This is a genomic window from Streptomyces sp. NPDC059875, from assembly GCF_042731085.1.
Classification (GTDB): Bacteria; Actinomycetota; Actinomycetes; order Streptomycetales; family Streptomycetaceae; genus Streptomyces.
Genome location: NZ_JBHWJZ010000044.1, coordinates 1 through 17,421, shown reverse-complemented (window position 1 = coordinate 17,421; position 17,421 = coordinate 1). Strand labels below are relative to the sequence as shown.

General features: G+C 71.5%; 12 protein-coding genes, 1 tRNA gene and 1 pseudogene. 9 read left to right on the top strand and 5 right to left on the bottom strand.

All coding sequences use genetic code 11. The features are described 5' to 3' along the window. Positions 1–78: 78 nt before the first annotated feature. A complete protein-coding gene (locus ACFV9D_RS34450; RefSeq protein WP_385155370.1) occupies positions 79–1,686 on the bottom strand; it encodes a dynamin family protein in 1,608 nt (535 codons plus the stop codon). Between the two features lie 303 nt (positions 1,687–1,989). Here ACFV9D_RS34450 and ACFV9D_RS34445 point away from each other — a divergent pair. Then, positions 1,990–2,062 (top strand) — tRNA-Arg (locus ACFV9D_RS34445). A 278-nt stretch (positions 2,063–2,340) separates the two neighbouring features. On the opposite strand, the gene ACFV9D_RS34440 is transcribed toward ACFV9D_RS34445, so the two are convergent. Genes ACFV9D_RS34440 through ACFV9D_RS34430 form a run of 3 tightly spaced genes read right to left on the bottom strand, consistent with a single transcriptional unit; the run spans position 2,341 to position 4,609 of the window. After that, positions 2,341–3,216 (bottom strand): macro domain-containing protein, encoded by an 876-nt coding sequence (locus tag ACFV9D_RS34440; protein WP_385155367.1) that lies wholly within the window; start codon positions 3,214–3,216, stop codon positions 2,341–2,343. Beyond that, positions 3,213–4,346 carry a hypothetical protein gene (locus tag ACFV9D_RS34435; protein ID WP_385155364.1) on the bottom strand — a complete coding sequence of 378 codons (1,134 nt, stop codon included), beginning with the start codon at positions 4,344–4,346 and terminating at the stop codon, positions 3,213–3,215. The genes ACFV9D_RS34440 and ACFV9D_RS34435 overlap by 4 nt, the downstream gene beginning before the upstream one ends. Beyond that, entirely contained in the window at positions 4,343–4,609 is a 267-nt protein-coding gene (locus ACFV9D_RS34430; protein WP_385155361.1) for a CU044_2847 family protein, read from the bottom strand. Before ACFV9D_RS34430 ends, ACFV9D_RS34435 begins: the two co-directional genes overlap by 4 nt. A 396-nt stretch (positions 4,610–5,005) precedes the next feature. On the opposite strand from ACFV9D_RS34430, the gene ACFV9D_RS34425 reads away from it, so the two are divergent. Then, positions 5,006–5,425, top strand: coding sequence for a molybdopterin-binding protein (locus tag ACFV9D_RS34425; protein ID WP_385155358.1), 420 nt, complete (start codon positions 5,006–5,008; stop codon positions 5,423–5,425). Between the two features lie 100 nt (positions 5,426–5,525). Next, positions 5,526–5,924 carry a molybdopterin-binding protein gene (locus ACFV9D_RS34420; RefSeq protein ID WP_385155355.1) on the top strand — a complete coding sequence of 133 codons (399 nt, stop codon included), beginning with the start codon at positions 5,526–5,528 and terminating at the stop codon, positions 5,922–5,924. Positions 5,925–5,951: 27 nt separating this feature from the next. Here the strand turns inward: ACFV9D_RS34420 and ACFV9D_RS34415 are convergent, their stop codons facing one another. After that, a complete protein-coding gene (locus tag ACFV9D_RS34415) occupies positions 5,952–7,508 on the bottom strand; it encodes a helix-turn-helix domain-containing protein (protein ID WP_385155352.1) in 1,557 nt (518 codons plus the stop codon). Between the two features lie 258 nt (positions 7,509–7,766). On the opposite strand from ACFV9D_RS34415, the gene ACFV9D_RS34410 reads away from it, so the two are divergent. From ACFV9D_RS34410 to ACFV9D_RS34385, 6 genes and pseudogenes are all read left to right on the top strand, one after another. Further along, positions 7,767–8,612 carry an FAD binding domain-containing protein gene (locus ACFV9D_RS34410; protein WP_385155349.1) on the top strand — a complete coding sequence of 282 codons (846 nt, stop codon included), beginning with the start codon at positions 7,767–7,769 and terminating at the stop codon, positions 8,610–8,612. After that, positions 8,609–11,421, top strand: a pseudogene (locus tag ACFV9D_RS34405) (molybdopterin-dependent oxidoreductase). The gene ACFV9D_RS34410 and the pseudogene ACFV9D_RS34405 overlap by 4 nt, the downstream one beginning before the upstream one ends. A gap of 109 nt (positions 11,422–11,530) precedes the next feature. Continuing rightward, positions 11,531–11,926, top strand: coding sequence for a molybdopterin-binding protein (locus tag ACFV9D_RS34400; protein ID WP_385155346.1), 396 nt, complete (start codon positions 11,531–11,533; stop codon positions 11,924–11,926). 89 nt (positions 11,927–12,015) lie between these two features. Beyond that, positions 12,016–12,828: a molybdate ABC transporter substrate-binding protein gene (modA, locus tag ACFV9D_RS34395; protein WP_385155343.1), complete on the top strand. Its 813-nt coding sequence runs from the start codon at positions 12,016–12,018 to the stop codon at positions 12,826–12,828. Positions 12,829–12,923: 95 nt separating this feature from the next. Further along, positions 12,924–14,873 carry an ABC transporter permease gene (locus ACFV9D_RS34390; protein WP_385155340.1) on the top strand — a complete coding sequence of 650 codons (1,950 nt, stop codon included), beginning with the start codon at positions 12,924–12,926 and terminating at the stop codon, positions 14,871–14,873. A 113-nt stretch (positions 14,874–14,986) separates the two neighbouring features. Continuing rightward, complete coding sequence (locus ACFV9D_RS34385) at positions 14,987–17,380, top strand: ATP-binding cassette domain-containing protein (RefSeq protein ID WP_385155337.1); 2,394 nt, start codon at positions 14,987–14,989, stop codon at positions 17,378–17,380. Positions 17,381–17,421: the final 41 nt, after the last annotated feature.

Here is a 17,421-nt window from a genome sequence, read left to right as displayed (position 1 = left end):
GCCCGTGGTGCCTGCGCTGCTCGTGCCGCTCGTCGTGTCCGTGGTGCCCGTGGTGCCCGTGGTGCTGCTCACCGGTCGTCACTTCTCCTTCTGCAGTACGGAGAGCGCGGCGATGAGCTCCGCCTGCGGCTCGGGGGTCACATCGAGGGCGTCGAGGGGCGCGAGGCGCCGGTCGCGCTCGGTGTGCAGGGCTCGGTCGAGGTACGTCATGACCAGCTCGCCGCCCTTGTCGCGCAGGCGCAGGGCGGCCTGGGCGCCGAGGAGTTCGGCGAGCCGTTCACCGGCGCTGCGGGTGCGGCGGCCGCCGAGGAGAGCGGCGGCGAGCAGGGCGGCGACGGTGTCGGGTTCGGGAGCGGCGGTACGGGCGGTGGCGGGTCGCTCCGTGCTGCGGAGCTCCTCCTCGGCCAGCTCTTCGAGGACGCGCCGCCAGCGCCGTACCGTCATCTCGATCCGCTCGCTCGCCTCCCGGTCGGGGGCGGCGACGGAGGCGCCGAGGGCGCCCGCGGCGGGTTCCCGGCGCCAGGCGTCCCGTACCTGCTCGTCGGCGGCGGCGACCGCGCACTGGAGGAGGGCGGCGAGGGATTCGACGAGGGCGTCGAGGAGCTCGTCGGCGGAGCTGTCGCGGGGGTAGCCGCGCCAGCGGGTACGGGCGTCCCCGGCCAGGACGGCGCCGCGGCGCAGCTGTTGCAGGAGGCGCTCGCTCTGCGCCTCGTACGCGGTCTCGACGGCGCCGCCGAGTCGGACGGCGGCGGCGTACTGGGCGGCAACCGCTCCGGCGAGCTCGGGGATCCGGGTGTCGAGGGAGCCGACGGCACCGGAGGCGGTGCGGCCGACGGCCTGCTGGCGGGCGGCGGGGTCCAGGGCGCGGTGGGCGAGCCAGGCGCGCAGCGGGGCGACGGCGGTGTCGGGCAGCAGCCCGCGGCCGCCGCCCGCGGACTCGGGCAGCTCGGGGATGGTGAACCGCGGGACGTCGCCGAGCCCCGCCTTGTCGAGCAGGGCCTCGTACTGGCGGGAGACCTCGCCGATGACCTGGTGGGGGACGCGGTCGAGGACGGTGACGAGCGTGGCGTCGTACTCCTTGGCGGTACGGAGCAGATGCCAGGGGACGGCGTCGGCGTACCGGGAGGCGGTCGTGACCATCACCCAGATGTCGGCGGCGCAGATCAACTCGGCGGCGAGCAAGCGGTTCTCGACGACGAGGGAGTCGATGTCGGGCGCGTCGAGCAGGGCGAGCCCGCGGGTCAGCGTGGAGGACGTCTCCACGCGCAGCGCGTTGTCCTCCGGGGGCTCCTCGGCCGGGTGGTCGTCGTCCTGGTGGGGCAGCCAGACGCGGGTGAGCTGGGGCAGGACGCGCATCCCGGCGAACCAGTGGTGATCGTCGGGGTGGCAGACAAGCACGGGCGTGCGCGTGGTGGGCCGCAGCACCCCGGCCTCGCTGACCCGCCGCCCCACAAGGGAGTTGACGAGGGTGGACTTGCCTGCCCCGGTGGAGCCGCCGACGACGGCGAGGAGCGGGGCGTCGGGGTCCTTCAGCCGGGGCACCAGATAGTCGTCGAGCTGAGCCAGCAGCTCGGAGCGGTTCTGCCGGGCGCGTGGAGCGCCCGGCAGAGGGAGGGGGAGACGCACGGCGGCGACACAGTCGCGCAGGGCGGAGAGTGCGTCGATGAGCTGAGGCCGTTCGTCCAAGGTCACCACATGCGAAGAATGCCCAATTTTGGAGCCTTTTTGAAGCGTATAGGGGTCCTGCGCGCCGACCGAACAGCTGATGAACACGAGCCTCAGGCATAACGAGTGCACAACACCCGGGCCAAGTGGCGCGAAAAGCGCTGCGGGAATCGCACCTGCCTGCGATTATCGTTCCGCTTCACCGAACCTCCACATCGTGCCACGCAGGTGAAGCAACCGGGCCAAGGGGATCGGAGCCCTATCCTTGACCCGGCAGGCCAAGCCCCACCCACCAGGGGCTCCCGGCCACCAGGCCACCACCCGGCCCCCGTAGCTCAGTGGATAGAGCAGGTGCCTTCTAAGCACTTGGCCGCAGGTTCGAGTCCTGCCGGGGGCGCAATACACGAGACCCTCCTCCGGGAGGGTCTTTTTGCTGGTCATGGCCCGATTCGATGGTCGCCGGAGCGGCCGGACGCACCCCTGGGTGGGGTGGGGCACGTCGGGTGCTGTCGGCTGATTCCGGGTTTCTGCGGGTGGCTGCGGAGAATACGCGGGGAAATTCTCAGGCCCCCGGCGCGGCCGGGTCCGGCTCCGGCAGCAGGTCGGCGAAAGCCAGCGCGGCGCCGGCCCTACCCCCCGCCTCCCCCCGCTGACGTCTACCTTGTGAGCAGGCTGTCACTGCGCGCCGAGGAAGGCTGCCAACCTGCGCAGGTCCGTGTGCTCGGCGCTCTGCGGGGAGAGCACGATCCGCAGGTGCTCGGTGATGACCCGCTCGCGGGACGCCGTGAGGAACGAGATCACGATGAGGTGCACCAGGTCGGCCTGGGAAATCTGGCCCGAGAGGCGTGCCAGTCCGAGGCCGATGGTGGGGATGTTGACCGTCTCCAGGTCGCCCTCGGTTCGTATGGCTGCCCAGAGCGACGTGAGGGCCGACCAGAGGCGCGGCACGCTGGACTCAGCGACGCACTCCCCGCTCATCCTGCTGTACGCGAGCCCGAAGTAACTGCGGTGCGCGTCGCGGAGCACGGCGACGGTGCCGAGCGGGTAGCGATCGAGCTTGCCGCGCGGCTTGGCATCTGGGGACTCGCGACTGACGATCGGGGTGGTGCGTAGCGCGTCCGCGAGCTCAGCATCGAGCCTGGCAGTGTCATTCGCGTACACCTGGGCGAGGAACTGGCCTTGGACGCTGGTCGGGTGGATGATGCGCGGCGGCTCGGTGTCGAAGGTGTCGGTCATGCCAATGACCAGGTGGCCGTCCTGGGAGAAAAGATCACCGACGGTGATGGAGACCCTGGTCCTCGGGACGGTGAACTCCCTGCTGTACGAGGAGCGCGGCCACGCCGTCCATAGCCCGTAGCCGAGCGAGACGGACAGAGCTCCGGTCAGGATGAGCAGGCCGAACTCCTTGGCGAGGTCCGGGAAGAGCCCGGAGCCGAGCCCGACGATGCCCGCGACGAGGCCGAGGCCGGTGAGGAAGGAGCGGGCGAAGGACCCGAGGGTTGTGGAGCGCCGCAGGTTGGCCAGTAGCGCTCGGCGGGGCAGAGGGCTCATTCGGCGGCCGAGGCGGAATTGTCCTGGGTCCCGACCACGCCCGGGGACATCGCCCCGGGCCAGGCCCCGGGCCGCCCACCCACGGCCGGAGACGCCGCCCCGGGCCAGGCCCCAGGAGTGGGCCGGGACTGCGCTGCGGGCTCGTCCCAAGGGGGTGCCCCCTCTTGCCCGGCCCTCGGTATGGCACCCGGCGCCGGCGGGTCCGCGGGCGGCAGGACGAGGGTCTCCTTGCCGGGGCCCGCGATGATCTCGAATCCGTCCTTCGACTTGATGGACACGTGCACGCGCCGAGTGGCGACGAAGTCGTTGAGCTGGTCCCTGATTTGCTCCGCACTGCGGGCCGAGATCGCCCCCGCTTCGTACACCACCTGGTACTCCTCTGGGGTTCGCTCGGTGACAACGCGGTAGCTGAGCGCGCTGTCATGCGGGATGCCCAGGCTGGCGATCAGCATGTCAATGACTGCCCGATGAGTCTTGCGTTCGTTCTCGCTGTCTGGGCCCTGCTTCACCTTCAGCATGGGCACCGAGGAGTCCACGCGCTCGAAAAGCGTGCGCAGCACGCCCTCCTGACGTCGCGTAAGTACGAGAACTTCCTCCAAGATCTCCCCTGCAGCACGGACCGGTGTCGAGTTGAGGCGCTCCGTAGGCACGTTTCTGGCCCGCTCCAGGTTCTCCTCAAGTCGTGACCAGAACGCATCGAAGGTCGCCTCCAGGTGCACGTCGTTCAGGTCCTTGAGGTTCGCGTGGTCGCGGATGGCACGGACCATGGCCAGCACGTCCTCCCTGCTGGCGCTGGAGGTCGCCTGGAACTGCGCCAGTGGCCCCGTGAGGTCCTTGACCGGCAGGTCCAGCAGGCAGGGGATTACCCGCGACTCCCCGAGGGCTTTGGAGAGTGCACCCGCCTCGAAGTTGATCCACGGCGCCTGGCTGTTCTCGCGGGTGACGCAGATGATCCCGAACGAGGTTTGCTCCAGCTCGGAAGCGATCACTCTGAGCCCTCGGTCCCCCTTTGCGATGTCCAGCGACGAGACGAACGGGTCGACGGCTTGGATCACGAACTTCAGCCAGGACTTGAGCGATTCGGCCATCAGCTTCGACTGGGGCCCCGACCAGCTGATGAACACCTTCACTGCCGTGGCTCCCCCGACTTCCAGCTCAGAGTGATCTCGAAGTGGGCGTCGGACGAAGCCTTCGCCACCACGACCTCTCCGCTGCCGGTCACCTTGATCCCGAAGTGGATGGTCACCTCGTCCGGCTGCGTCTCCCGCACCGCGCGCAATGCGGCCGCTGCAGCCTCACCCACCGGTCGGAACACACGGTCGAGGTTGGCGACGGGCTGGTCAGGGCGGAGTGGCCGAAAGTCGTTGTCTCTGGCCTCGATCTCGACACTCACGTCGTCACCCGTGGAGGTGTACGTGACGAACTCTTCCTCGGTTGCTCTGCGAATGCCCAACTGCCCCAACTCCTCAGCCCCGTCATCAGGCAGAGCCAGCCTACGGACCCCCGGTCCCCGCGGGGAGGGTTTGGCCGGCCAGAGCGAAGAACCGGCTTGGCTGCACATCCCTGGCCGTCCTCAACGGACCACGACGGACGGGTGAGAAAGGAATCACTGCCCCACCGTCGGTGGGGCACGGGCCGGAATCGCCGATCTGCCGGCGTCGGCGCGCGGGGGGCGTGGCGGATGCGACGTATGTCGCGCGCGGTGCGATTCGCGCCTTTAGCGTGAGGAGTGCGGGGGTATACCGCCCGCTCGTCACCCGCACCGGACTTCTTTGTGAGGCGTTTCCCCATGAGCCTGTCCATCCGCAACCAGATCGCCGGAACCGTCGTCGCCGTCACGTCGGGCGAGGTCATGGCGACCGTCAGGGTGCGCCTCGCCGGCGGCCAGGACGTGACCGCGGCGATCACGCTGGAGGCCGTCAAGGATCTCGGGCTCGTCGAAGGCACCGCGGTCAAGGTCCTCGTGAAGTCCACCGAGGTCTCGCTCGCCACCGGTCCCGTCGAGGGGCTGTCCATCCGCAACCGGATCCCCGGCACCGTCACGGAGGTCGCCACCGGGGGCGCCATGGCCTCCGTCAAGGTCGACGTCGAGGGCGGCGAGCTGACCGCCGCGATCACCAAGGACGCCGTCGCCGACCTGGGTCTCGCCGCCGGGGCCTCCGTCGTCGCGTTGATCAAGTCGACCGAGATCTCCCTCTCCGCCGCCTGATCCGCTTCCGGCGGGCCGGCTCGTGGTCCGGTTGTCGGTCCGGTTGTCGGTCCGGCTCGTGGTCCCGCTCGTGGTCCCGCTCGTGGCCTAGAGTGCGGTGGTGCCGTCGTACAGCATTGGGCAGGCAGCGCGGCTGCTCGGAGTGAGTTCGGAGACCGTCCGCCGGTGGGCGGACGGCGGTCGGCTGCGCATGGACCGGGACGGCTCGGGCAACCGGGTGATCGACGGAGTGAGCCTGGCCGTCTTCGCCAAGGAGCGCGGGGCCGGTCTGCACGCCGTGCCGGAGGACGATGCGCCGACCTCCGTGCGCAACGCGTTCGTGGGGATCGTGACGGCCGTGCGCGTCGACGACGTGGCCGCGCAGGTGGAGGTCCAGTCGGGTCCGCACCGGCTGGTCTCGCTCGTGACGCGGGAGGCCGTCGAGGAGCTCGGGCTCGATGTCGGGGTCACCGTCACCGCGCGGGTGAAGTCCACCAACGTCCACATCGACCTGCCCTGACCGCCCGAGCGTCGACCGTCCGGGCGATCAGCGGCAGAGCAGCGCGGCGCGCAGGTCCAGCTTGTGGTCGAGGCGGGACAGGTCCCGGCCGGTGAGGCTCTCGATGCGCTGGACGCGGTAGTGGACCGTGTTCACGTGGAGGTGCAGGGCCTCCGCGGTCCTGGCCCAGGAACAGTTGTGCGCCAGGAACACCTCGAGCGTCTCCAGGAGCATGCCGTTCGAGCTCCGCGCCTCGTCGAGGAGCGGGCCCAGGACCGTGTCGCGGAACACGGCCCGCACGTCGGCAGGGACGCCGGCGAGCAGGGACCGCAGGCCGGCGAGGTCGCCGACGGCCGTGATGTGAGCGCTCCCCGGGCCTGCCGTACGGGCGGCGGCGGCCAGTGCGTAGCGCGCCTGGCCGACGGCCGCCGGCAGCTCGGCCGGGGCGGCGACGGGCTCGCTCACTCCGGCGTACAGGGCACTGTCCGGCCGACAGGCGTGGATCAGCGGCCACACCTCCCCCAACCGCGCCCGAACGCCGTCGTCCCCGTCCTGGGCGACCACCGCGATCGCCCGGCCGCAGGGGCGCTCGCCGACGGCGAAGGAGGCCGAAGGGAGATGGTTCAACGCCTCGGCGAGGGCGGCACGACTGCCCGCGCCTTCCTCCACCGGCGCCGATGACGCGATGACGACGGTGTAGGGACCCTTGTCGGCCAGTCCGCACGAACTCAGCGCGTGTTCCAGGCCGTTGACGTCGCCGGGCGATAGGTCGCCCTGCGGTACGTCCCCGTGCGGGACGTCGACGAGGTCGACGAGCTCCTGCTGCGCCCGGCCGCGTGCGGACCGGCGGCGGTCGTCGCGTCGGCGCTGCCGGCCGAGGAGTTCGGCGATCTCGTGCAGGACCCGGGGCGGGACCTGCCCCTCGTCCGGCAGGTGGAGGTGCCAGGCGTCGAAGACGGTGTCGTCGGACTCGATGCGCAGCGTGGTGCCGTGGGCGCCGCGCAGGCGCTCCGAGGCCCGCTGGGCGGGGAGGTCGGCAGCGCCGCCGGTACGTGCGACCGTACGGCCGCTGCTGGTGAGCAGGTAACAGGGCGGCGCACCGAGATGGGCGAAGGCGCTGTCCAGCAGGGCGCCCGCGGTCGCTCCGCCGTCGAGTTCGCGGCGGAGTTCGCCCCGTACGTTCTCCGGCAGCGCGTAGAGGTCCGAGGGCCGGCGGCTGAGCTCTCCCCACTGGCGGAGGTAGACCGCTTCGGTGATCGCCCGGAAGCTCGTGTGCGCCGGTACGGCCAGCAGGGCGATCCGGTGCGTGCGGCAGGCGTCGGCCAGTGCCTTCGGGACCTCGCCGTGCGTCTCCTCGCCCGCCAGGAGCGCCACGGCCCCGGCGGCCCGCAGCGCGGAGACGAAGCGGTCCGTCTTCGCCGGTCCGTCGTCGGGGCTCCACCACACGAGTCCGCTGAGGACGATCTCCCCCGGCTGGAGAAACCTGGTCGGGTCCTCCAGATCGGTGGCGGTCACTCCGCCTATCTCCTGGCCGAGCAACGCCTCGTCGCCCCAGACGAGGGCGAGATCGAGACTGTCGAGCCGGAGGAGATGGTCGACGTGCATGCGGGGCTCCTTGCGCGGTCGCGGGGCGGGCCCGCATCTCACATTCGAGAGGCGAATACGAGTCAGCACATCGTAGATGCCCGGCTGTCCGCAGAAAATGCCTCTTGGTTGATCGTCCAGCACAGCACGCCGCGGGGTGGAGGTTTTCCAGGTTCCGAACCAGTCGTTTCCGCCACCTCCCTCGGGCTTCACTGGCGGGAAAGCAGCGGGCGAGGCAGCAGTGGCCGTGAAGGCAGCGGGCGGGAGGCGTGGGGAGACATGGACCTGAACACGGTGACGGACGTACGCGACGCGCGGCGGCGCGGGCCGTGGCGGCCGGGGGACGCGTGGCTCGGCGGGGGTACGTATCTGTTCTCCGAACCCCAGCCGCAGCTGCGCCGGTTGATCGACCTGAGCCGGATGGGATGGGAGCCGCTCACCCGCGCCCCTGACGGGTCACTGGAGATCGCCGCGACCTGCACCATCGCCCAGCTGTCCCGCTACGGACGGGCGCTGGACGCCCCGGCGGCGCCGCTCTTCGAGCAGTGCTGCCGGGCGTTCCTCGCCTCGTTCAAGATCTGGAACATGGCGACCGTCGGCGGCAACCTGTGCAACGGCCTTCCGGCCGGGCCGATGATCTCGCTGACCGCCGCGCTCGACGGCACGTGCCTCCTCCAGGCCCAGGACGGCGCCGTGCGGCGGGTGAAGGTCGTGGACTTCATCACCGGCGCCGGCCGCAAGGACCTCGCGGAGGGCGAGTTGCTGCGCTCGGTGACCCTGCCGGCGCGCGCCCTGGGCCACCGCACCGCTTTCCGGCAGGCATCGCTCTACGGACTCGGACGCTCGGGCGCGCTGGTGATCGGGACGCTCGATCCGGTGGACGGCTCGCTGGCGGTGACGATCAGCGCGGCGGCCGTACGGCCGTTCCGGCTCTGGTTCCCGCTCCCCCCGGACCAGGACGAACTCCGGCGGGCGGTCGAGGCGGCCGTCGGGGAGGACGACTGGTTCGACGACATCCACGGACTGCCCGAGTGGCGGCGGCACATGGGCTTCCGCCTCGCCGAGGAGGTCCGCGGCGAACTGACCCGCTGCGGGCCGATGCCCGGACAGGAGAGTGCCCGATGAGCTTCCACATCCGCATCAACGACCGGTCCTTCGACGACGAGCCGCGCGCCGGCCAGTGTCTGCGCACCTATCTGCGCGAACGCGGCTGGTTCGGGGTGAAGAAGGGCTGCGACTCCGGCGACTGCGGCGCCTGCACCGTCCATGTGGACGGCGAGCCGGTCCACAGCTGTCTGTATCCGGCCGTCCGCGCGGAGAGCCGAGCCGTCACGACCGTCGAGGGCCTCGCCTCCCCTGACGGCGAACTCCACCCCGTCCAGCAGCGGTTCCTCGACGCGCAGGGGTACCAGTGCGGCATGTGCACGGCCGGGTTCCTCATGACGACGGCGGCGCTCGAGGCCGAGCGGGGGACGGCGCACGACGACGGCAAGCTCGACGACCTGCCCCGGGCGTTCAAGGGCAACCTCTGCCGCTGCACCGGCTACCGGGCGATCGAGGACGCCGTACGCGGTGTACGGCACACCGAACGGCCGTGCGCGGGCCGGGCCGTGGGCAAGAACGTCGGCGCGCCCGCCGGCCCGCGGATCGTCACCGGCACCGCCCGCTACACCTTCGACATCGAGGTCCCGGGCCTCCTCCACATGAAGCTGCTGCGCTCCCCGCACCCGCACGCCCGGATCGTCTCCGTCGACACCGCGGCCGCTCTGCGGGTCCCGGGCGTCCACGCCGTCCTGACCCACGAGGACGCCCCGCCGACCCTGTACTCCACCGCCCGCCACGAGCACCCCACGGAGGACCCCGACGACACCCGTGTCCTCGACAGCGTCGTCCGGTACGTCGGACAGCGGGTGGCCGCGGTCGTCGCCGACAGCGAGCAGGCCGCCGAGGAGGGCTGCCGTCGGATCGAGGTGACGTACGAGGAACTGCCGTACGTCACCGACCCCGAGGCCGCGATGCTCCCGGGCGCGCCGGCGCTGCACGGCGACAAGGGGCCGGACGCGCGGATCGCCCGCGCGCAGAACAACGTGGCGGGTGAGGTGCACGGCGAGATCGGCGACGTCGAGCGGGGCTTCGCCGAGGCCGACGTCGTCCACGAGGAGACCTTCCGCACCCAGCGCGTGCAGCACGCCAGCCTCGAGACGCACGGCTGCGTCGCGTATTTCGAACCGAAGGAGGACGGCAGCGGAGAGCGGCTGACGGTACGGTCGTCGACCCAGGTGCCGTTCCTGACCCGGCGCGCCCTGTGCGCCCTCTTCGGTCTGCCGGAGGACGAGGTCCGGGTGGTCGCGGGCCGCGTCGGCGGCGGGTTCGGCGGCAAGCAGGAGATGCTCACCGAGGACGTCGTGACGCTCGCCGCGCTGAAGCTGCGCCGTCCGGTGAAGCTGGAGTACACCCGCGCCGAGCAGTTCTACGGGGCCACCACCCGGCACCCCTTCACCATCGGGATCAAGGTCGGCGCCCGCGCCGACGGCACCCTCACGGCCGTACGGATGCGCGTGGTGGCCGACACGGGCGCGTACGGCAATCACGGCCCCGCCGTCATGTTCCACAGCGTCGGCGAGTCCTTCGCCGTCTACCGCGCCCCGCACAAGAAGGTCGACGCCTACTCCGTCTACACCAACGTCGTCCCTTCCGGCGCCTTCCGCGGCTACGGCCTCGGCCAGGTCACCTTCGCCGTCGAGTCCGTGATGGACGAGCTGGCCCGCCGCCTCGGCATGGACCCGCTCGCCTTCCGCGAGAAGAACGTCATCGGCCCCGGCGAGCCGATGCACAGCCCGATCGGCGAGGAGGAGGACCTGCACATCGCCTCCTACGGCCTCGACCAGTGCCTGTCCGTCGTACGCAGGGCCATCGCGGAGGACACCAGTGACCGCGATGTGCCCGAGGGGTGGCTCACCGGACAAGGGACGGGGATGGCGATGATCGCCACCGGACCGCCCGGGGGTCACTACGCCGACGCGCGCGTCTCCCTCCTGTCCGACGGGACGTACGACATCGCCGTCGGCACGGCCGAGTTCGGCAACGGCACCACCACCGTCCACCAGCAGATCACCGCCGGCGCCCTGCACACGACCGAGGACCGCATCGCCGTCCGGCAGTCCGACACCGACGTCGTACGTCACGACACGGGCGCCTTCGGCTCGGCCGGGACCGTGGTCGCCGGCAAGGCGGTCCTGCTGGCCGCGACCTCGCTCGCGGAGCGGCTGCGCACCCTGGCGGCCCGGCACACGGGCGTGGCGCGGCACCGGTGCGTGCTGGGGGCCGAGGCGGTGGACTGCGGCGGCCGGCTCGTGACGCTCAAGGAGCTGTACGAGGCGGGGCACGCCCTCGGCGCGGCGGAGGAGCTCGCGGCCGACGGACACTGGGGCGGCTCCCCCCGCTCGGTCGCGTTCAACGCCCAGTGGTTCCGGATCGCCGTCGATCCGGGCACCGGCGAGATACGCATCCTGCGCAGCGTCCACGCGGCCGACGCCGGCAAGGTCATGAACCCGATGCAGTGCCGCGGTCAGGTCGAGGGCGGGTCGCCCAGGCCCTCGGCGCCACCCTCTTCGAGGACGTCCGGATCGACGAGCGCGGCGAGGTCGGCACGGCCGCCTTCCGCCGCTACCGGCTCCCGCAGCACGCGGACGTTCCCCGTACCGAGGTCCACTTCAGCGAGACCAGCGATGCGATCGGCCCGCTCGGGGCCAAGTCCATGAGCGAGAGCCCGTTCAACCCGGTCGCCCCCGCCTTCGCCAACGCCCTGCGCGACGCCACCGGCATCCGCTTCACCGAACTGCCCCTCACCCGGGACCGCGTCTGGCTCGCGCTCGACCGGCACGCGCGGACGGTTGGCGAGTGGGTACCGGCGCCCGGCATGTCCGACCGGTGAGACACCCGGGACCTCGCTTCATCCTTTCCTCCAAGCCCACTCTCATTCGCGATGGACAGTCGCACAGATTTGTTGCAGATGAGAGCTTGAGCGCCCTACGGTGTCGCACATGCAGTCCTACACGATCGGTCAGGCCGCACGTCTCCTCGGTGTCAGTCCCGACACCGCGCGCCGCTGGGCGGACGCGGGCCGGGTCGCCACCCACCGCGACGAGAGCGGTCGGCGACTCATCGACGGCCGGGCCCTAGCCGCGTTCTCCGTGGAGATCGCGCAGGGCGGCAGCGGCGACGACGACGCGTCGTACACCTCGGCCCGCAATGCCTTCCCGGGCATCGTCACCGCGATCAAGCTCGGCGACATCGCGGCCCAGGTCGAGATCCAGGCCGGGCCGCACCGCCTCGTCTCCCTCCTCACCCGGGAGGCCGTGGAGGAGCTGGGACTGGAAGTCGGCATGCAGGCCACCGCCCGCGTGAAGTCGACCAGCGTGCACATCGACCGCACCTGAGCCTCACGCAGGACGGGGGACAACGGCCGCCGCCGCGGCCGGCACTCCCGCCATGCATCGTCCGTTCGTCCCCAAGGAGTCCCACCCCCATGTCTTCCACCCGCACCCTCACCAGACGGCGCGCCGCCGCTGCCGCCCTCACCGCGGCCCTCCTCGTTCCGCTCGCCGCCTGCGGCAACGACGAGGGGACGCAGAAGGCCGGCGCCGCGGGCTCCGGGACCTCGACCGCGGCCCCGAAGGCACACCTGACCGTGCTCGCCGCGGCCTCCCTGACCGACGTGTTCAAGACCGCCGGTGCCGCGTACGAGAAGTCCCACCCCGGCACGAAGATCACCTTCTCCTTCGCCGGCTCCCAGGAACTCGTCGCGCAGGTCGCCCAGGGCTCCCCCGCCGACGCGCTCGTCACCGCCGACACCAAGAGCATGGACAAGGTGAAGGCCGACACCGGCACGCCGACCGTCATCGCGAAGAACCGGCTCGTCATCGCCACCGGTGAGGGCAACCCGCACAAGGTCGACGAGCTGAAGGACCTCGCGGACACCGGGCTCAAGGTCGTCCTCGCCGCCCCCGAGGTCCCGGCCGGCAAGTACAGCAAGAAGGTCCTCGACGCCCAGAAGATCACGGTGAAGCCGGTCTCCCAGGAGCCCAACGTGCGCGCCGTGCTCAGCAAGGTCGAGCTCGGCGAGGCCGACGCCGGCCTCGTCTACAAGACCGACGCCGAGAGCGCCAAGGACAAGGTCGACGCCGTCGAGATCCCCGACGCGCAGAACGCGATCGCCGAGTACCCGGCCGCCACGCTCAAGCAGTCCGAGAACGCCGAGGCCGCCGCCGCGTTCGTGGCGTGGCTGACCTCGCCGGAGGCCCAGAAGATCCTCCAGGACGCGGGCTTCCAGCAGCCGTAGTCGACGGCCCGTACGAGGGGCTGCCCGTCCCGGGGGAACGGGCAGCCCCTTCTCCTCTCCTTCTTCTTTCCTCTGCCGAACCTCCGGGAACACCGATGAAACGAGCAGGCGTTCGGACACCCGGCGCACGCACTCCAGGCACGCGCCCGCCGCTCACCCTGGCCGTCCCCGCCCTCCTCGCCGTGGCGTTCCTGACGCTCCCGCTGATCGGCATCCTCGTACGGACCGAGTGGGCCGAGCTGGCCGACCACCTCGGCTCACCGGGAACGGTCGAGGCGCTCAAGCTGTCCTTGCTCGTGTCGTTCTGGGCGCTCGGCCTGTCCCTGCTCCTCGGGGTGCCGCTGGCCTGGCTGCTGGCCCGTGTGGAGTTCCGGGGCAAGGCGTTCGTACGCTCCCTCGTGCTGCTGCCGATGGTGCTGCCGCCGACCGTCGGCGGTGTGGCGCTGCTCCTCGCGTTCGGCCGCCGCGGACTGCTCGGCCCCTGGCTGGAGTCCGCCTTCGGCATCACGCTCCCCTTCCACACCTCGGGCGCCGTCCTCGCCGCGACCTTCGTCGCCATGCCCTTTCTCGTCATCAGCCTGGAAGGGGCGCTCGGCGGACTGCGACCGCGCTACGAGGAGACGGCGGCCTCGCTCGGCGCCTCACCGGTACGGGTCTTCTTCACCGTCACCCTGCCGATGGTCGCGCCCGGGCTGATCGCCGGAGCCGCCCTCACCTGGGCCCGGGCGCTCGGCGAGTTCGGCGCCACCATCACCTTCGCCGGAAACCTGCCCGGCACCACCCAGACCCTGCCGCTCCAGGTGTACCTCCTGCTCCAGGACGAGCCGGAGGCGGCGACCTCGGTCTCGCTGCTGCTCCTCGCCATCGCCATGGGCGTGCTCGTCGCGCTGCGCGGCCGCTGGACGGGAGCCCCCGTGGAACGGATACGCAGGCCCGCGCCCTCGGCGGACGCGAGCCCCGCCGAAGCGGCGCCGGTGGCCGCCGACACCCTGCCCGTACCGCCCCTGGAGCGCTGGTCCCTGCACGCCGACGTCACCGGCTTCACCCGGCTCACCCTGGACGCCGAGCCGGGCACGACCATCGCCGTCGTCGGCCCCAACGGCGCCGGCAAGACCACCCTGCTGCGCGCCCTCCTCGGCCTCACCCCGCGGGCCCACGCCACGCTCCGGCTGGGAGACACCGAGGTCACCGACCTCCCCGCGCACCGCCGGCACGTCGCCTGGGTCCCGCAGGACGGGGCCCTGTTCCCCCACATGACGGCGCTGGCCAACACCGCGTACGGGCTCCGCGTCCAGGGCGTTCCCCGGGCCGAGGCCCGCCGTGCCGCGCAGGAATGGCTCGACCGGCTCGGGGTCGGCCACCTCGCCCAGCGCCGCCCGGCCCAGCTCTCGGGCGGTCAGGCCCAGCGGGTCGCCCTGGCCCGGGCCCTGGCCGCCCGGCCCCGGCTCCTCGTCCTGGACGAGCCGCTCGCCGCGCTCGACCAGACCACCCGCGCCCACGTCCGCCACACCCTGCGCAACCACCTCGCCGGCTTCGGAGGGGTCTGTCTGATCGTCACGCACGATCCCGTCGAGGCCATCTCCCTCGCGGACCGTGTCCTCGTCCTCGACGAGGGGCGTGCGATCCAGTACTCCGCGCCCGCCGAGGTCACCCGTCACCCTCGCTCCCCGTGGGTCGCCCGTATGCTCGGCCGCAACGCCTGGCCGGGTATCGCCACCGCCGAGGGCCTCGCCCTGCCCGAGGGCGGCACGCTGATCACCGCCGACCCTCTTCCGCCGGGTACGGAGGCCCTCGCCGTGATCGCCCCCGAGGCCGTCTCCGTCCACCGGCAACGGCCCACCGGCAGCCCGCGCAACGTCTGGCCCGGCACCGTACGGGAGATCACCGCGAGCGGCAGCCGCCTGCGTGTCCTCGTCGCCTCCGCGCAGACCCCCGACCTCGTCGCGGAGATCACCCCGCAGGCCGCCGCCGAACTGGACCTCGCGGACGGGGAGTCCGTCTGGACGAGCGTCAAGGCGACCGAGACGACGGTCGTGACTCTCTGACGGCCGCCCCGAGTTGCGGCCGGAGCCGCGAGCTCGGGCCGACAGTTCAACGGGCCTCTCTGGATGCACACTTGGCGGGTCGGACTGCTGCAGGACCACTGAGTGGAGACACGTTGAACCAGGACAGCACGACGGACGCATACGCGTCCGAGCCGCACGTCGCCGACGGGCACGATCTGATCCGGGTGCACGGCGCGCGCGTGAACAACCTCAAGGACGTCGGCGTCGAGCTCCCGAAGCGCCGTTTGACCGTGTTCACCGGGGTCTCCGGCTCGGGCAAGAGCTCGCTGGTGTTCGGCACGATCGCCGCGGAGTCCCAGCGGATGATCAACGAGACCTACAGCGCCTTCGTCCAGGGCTTCATGCCGACGATCGCGCGGCCCGAGGTCGACGTGCTCGAAGGGCTGACGACCGCGATCGTCGTCGACCAGCAGCGGCTGGGCACCGACCCCCGCTCCACGGTCGGCACCGCCACCGACGCCAACGCGATGCTGCGCATCCTCTTCAGCCGGCTCGGACAGCCGTACGTCGGCCCGCCCAGCGCGTTCGCCTTCAACGTTCCCAAGCGGACGGCGAGCGGCGCCATGAGCGTCGACAAGGGCAAGGGCGAGCGGGTCGTGGTGCGCAAGGCCGTCTACCACGGCGGCATGTGCGCGCGCTGCGAAGGACGCGGCACGGTCTCCGACATCGACCTCACCCAGCTCTACGACGACTCCAAGGCGATCGGCGACGGCGCGTTCACGATCCCCGGCTGGAAGCAGGACAGCTTCTGGACCACCCGGGTCTACGCCGAGTCGGGCGTCCTCGACCCGAAGAAGCCGATCCGCGACTTCACCGCGAAGGAGATGCGGGAGTTCCTTCACGGCGAGCCGAGGAAGGTGAAGGTCGACGGGGTCAACGTGACCTACGAGGGCCTGATCCCGAAGATCCAGAAGTCGATGCTCTCCAAGGACAAGGATGCGCTCCAGCCGCACATCCGGGCGTTCGTGGAGCGGGCGGTGGCCTTCGCCTCCTGTCCCGACTGCGGCGGCTCCCGGCTCAGCGAGGAGGCCAGGTCGTCGAAGATCGGCGGGATCGGCATCGCCGACGCCTGCGCGATGGAGATCAGGGACCTGGCCACCTGGGTGCGCGGAATCGACGAGCCCTCGGTGGCCCCGCTGGTCGGCAAGCTGCTGCACACCCTGGACTCGATCGTGGGGATCGGTCTCGGCTACCTCTCCCTCGAGCGCCCCGCGGGCACCCTGTCGGGCGGTGAGGGCCAGCGCGTCAAGATGGTCCGCCACCTCGGCTCCTCGCTCACCGACACCACCTACGTCTTCGACGAGCCCACCACGGGCCTGCACCCCTACGACATCAGCCGGATGAACGACCTGCTGATCCAGCTGCGGAACAAGGGCAACACGGTGCTCGTCGTGGAGCACAAGCCGGAGGTCATCGCGATCGCCGACCACATCGTCGACCTCGGCCCGCGCGCCGGCTCCGGCGGTGGCGAGGTGGTGTTCGAGGGCTCCCTCGAAGGGCTCCGGGCCAGCGGCACGATCACCGGCCGTCACCTCGACGACCGCGCCGCCGTCAAGGAGACGGTACGGAAGCCGAACGGGCACCTGGAGATCCGCGGCGCGTCGACGCACAACCTGCGGGACGTCGACGTCGACATTCCCCTCGGCGTGCTGTGCGTCGTCACCGGGGTGGCGGGCTCCGGCAAGAGTTCGCTGATCCACGGCTCGGTGGCGCGCCGGGACGGCGTGGTGTCCGTCGACCAGGCGCCGATCAAGGGTTCGCGCCGGAGCAACCCGGCGACGTACACCGGGCTGCTCGACCCGATCCGCAACGCCTTCGCCAAGGCCAACGGCGTGAAGCCCGCGCTGTTCAGCGCCAACTCCGAGGGCGCCTGCCCCACCTGCAACGGCGCCGGCGTCATCTACACCGACCTGGCGATGATGGCGGGCGCCGCCACCACCTGCGAGGACTGCGAGGGCAAGCGCTTCGAGCTGTCGGTCCTGGACCACCGTTTCGGCGGCCGCGACATCAGCGAGGTCCTCGCGATGCCGGTCGACGAGGCCAAGGACTTCTTCGGCGCCGGAGAGACCCGCGTCCCCGCCGCCCTCCGCGTCCTCGAACGCCTCTCCGACGTGGGCCTCGGCTACCTCGACATCGGCCGGCCCCTCACCACGCTGTCGGGCGGCGAGCGCCAGCGGCTCAAGCTGGCCACGCACATGGCGGAGAAGGGGGGCGTCTACGTCCTGGACGAGCCGACCACCGGCCTCCACCTCGCCGATGTCGAGAACCTCCTCGGACTGCTCGACCGGCTGGTCGACTCGGGCAAGTCGGTGATCGTCATCGAGCACCACCAGGCCGTGATGGCCCACGCCGACTGGATCGTCGACGTCGGCCCCGGCGCCGGCCACGAGGGCGGCCGGATCGTGTTCGAGGGCACACCCGCCGACCTGGTCGAGAGCCGCTCGACGCGCACCGGCGAGCATCTCGCGGCGTACGTCCGTCGGTGAGGTCCGGTCGTGGGGGTGGTGGCGGGGCGAGCCCCGCCACC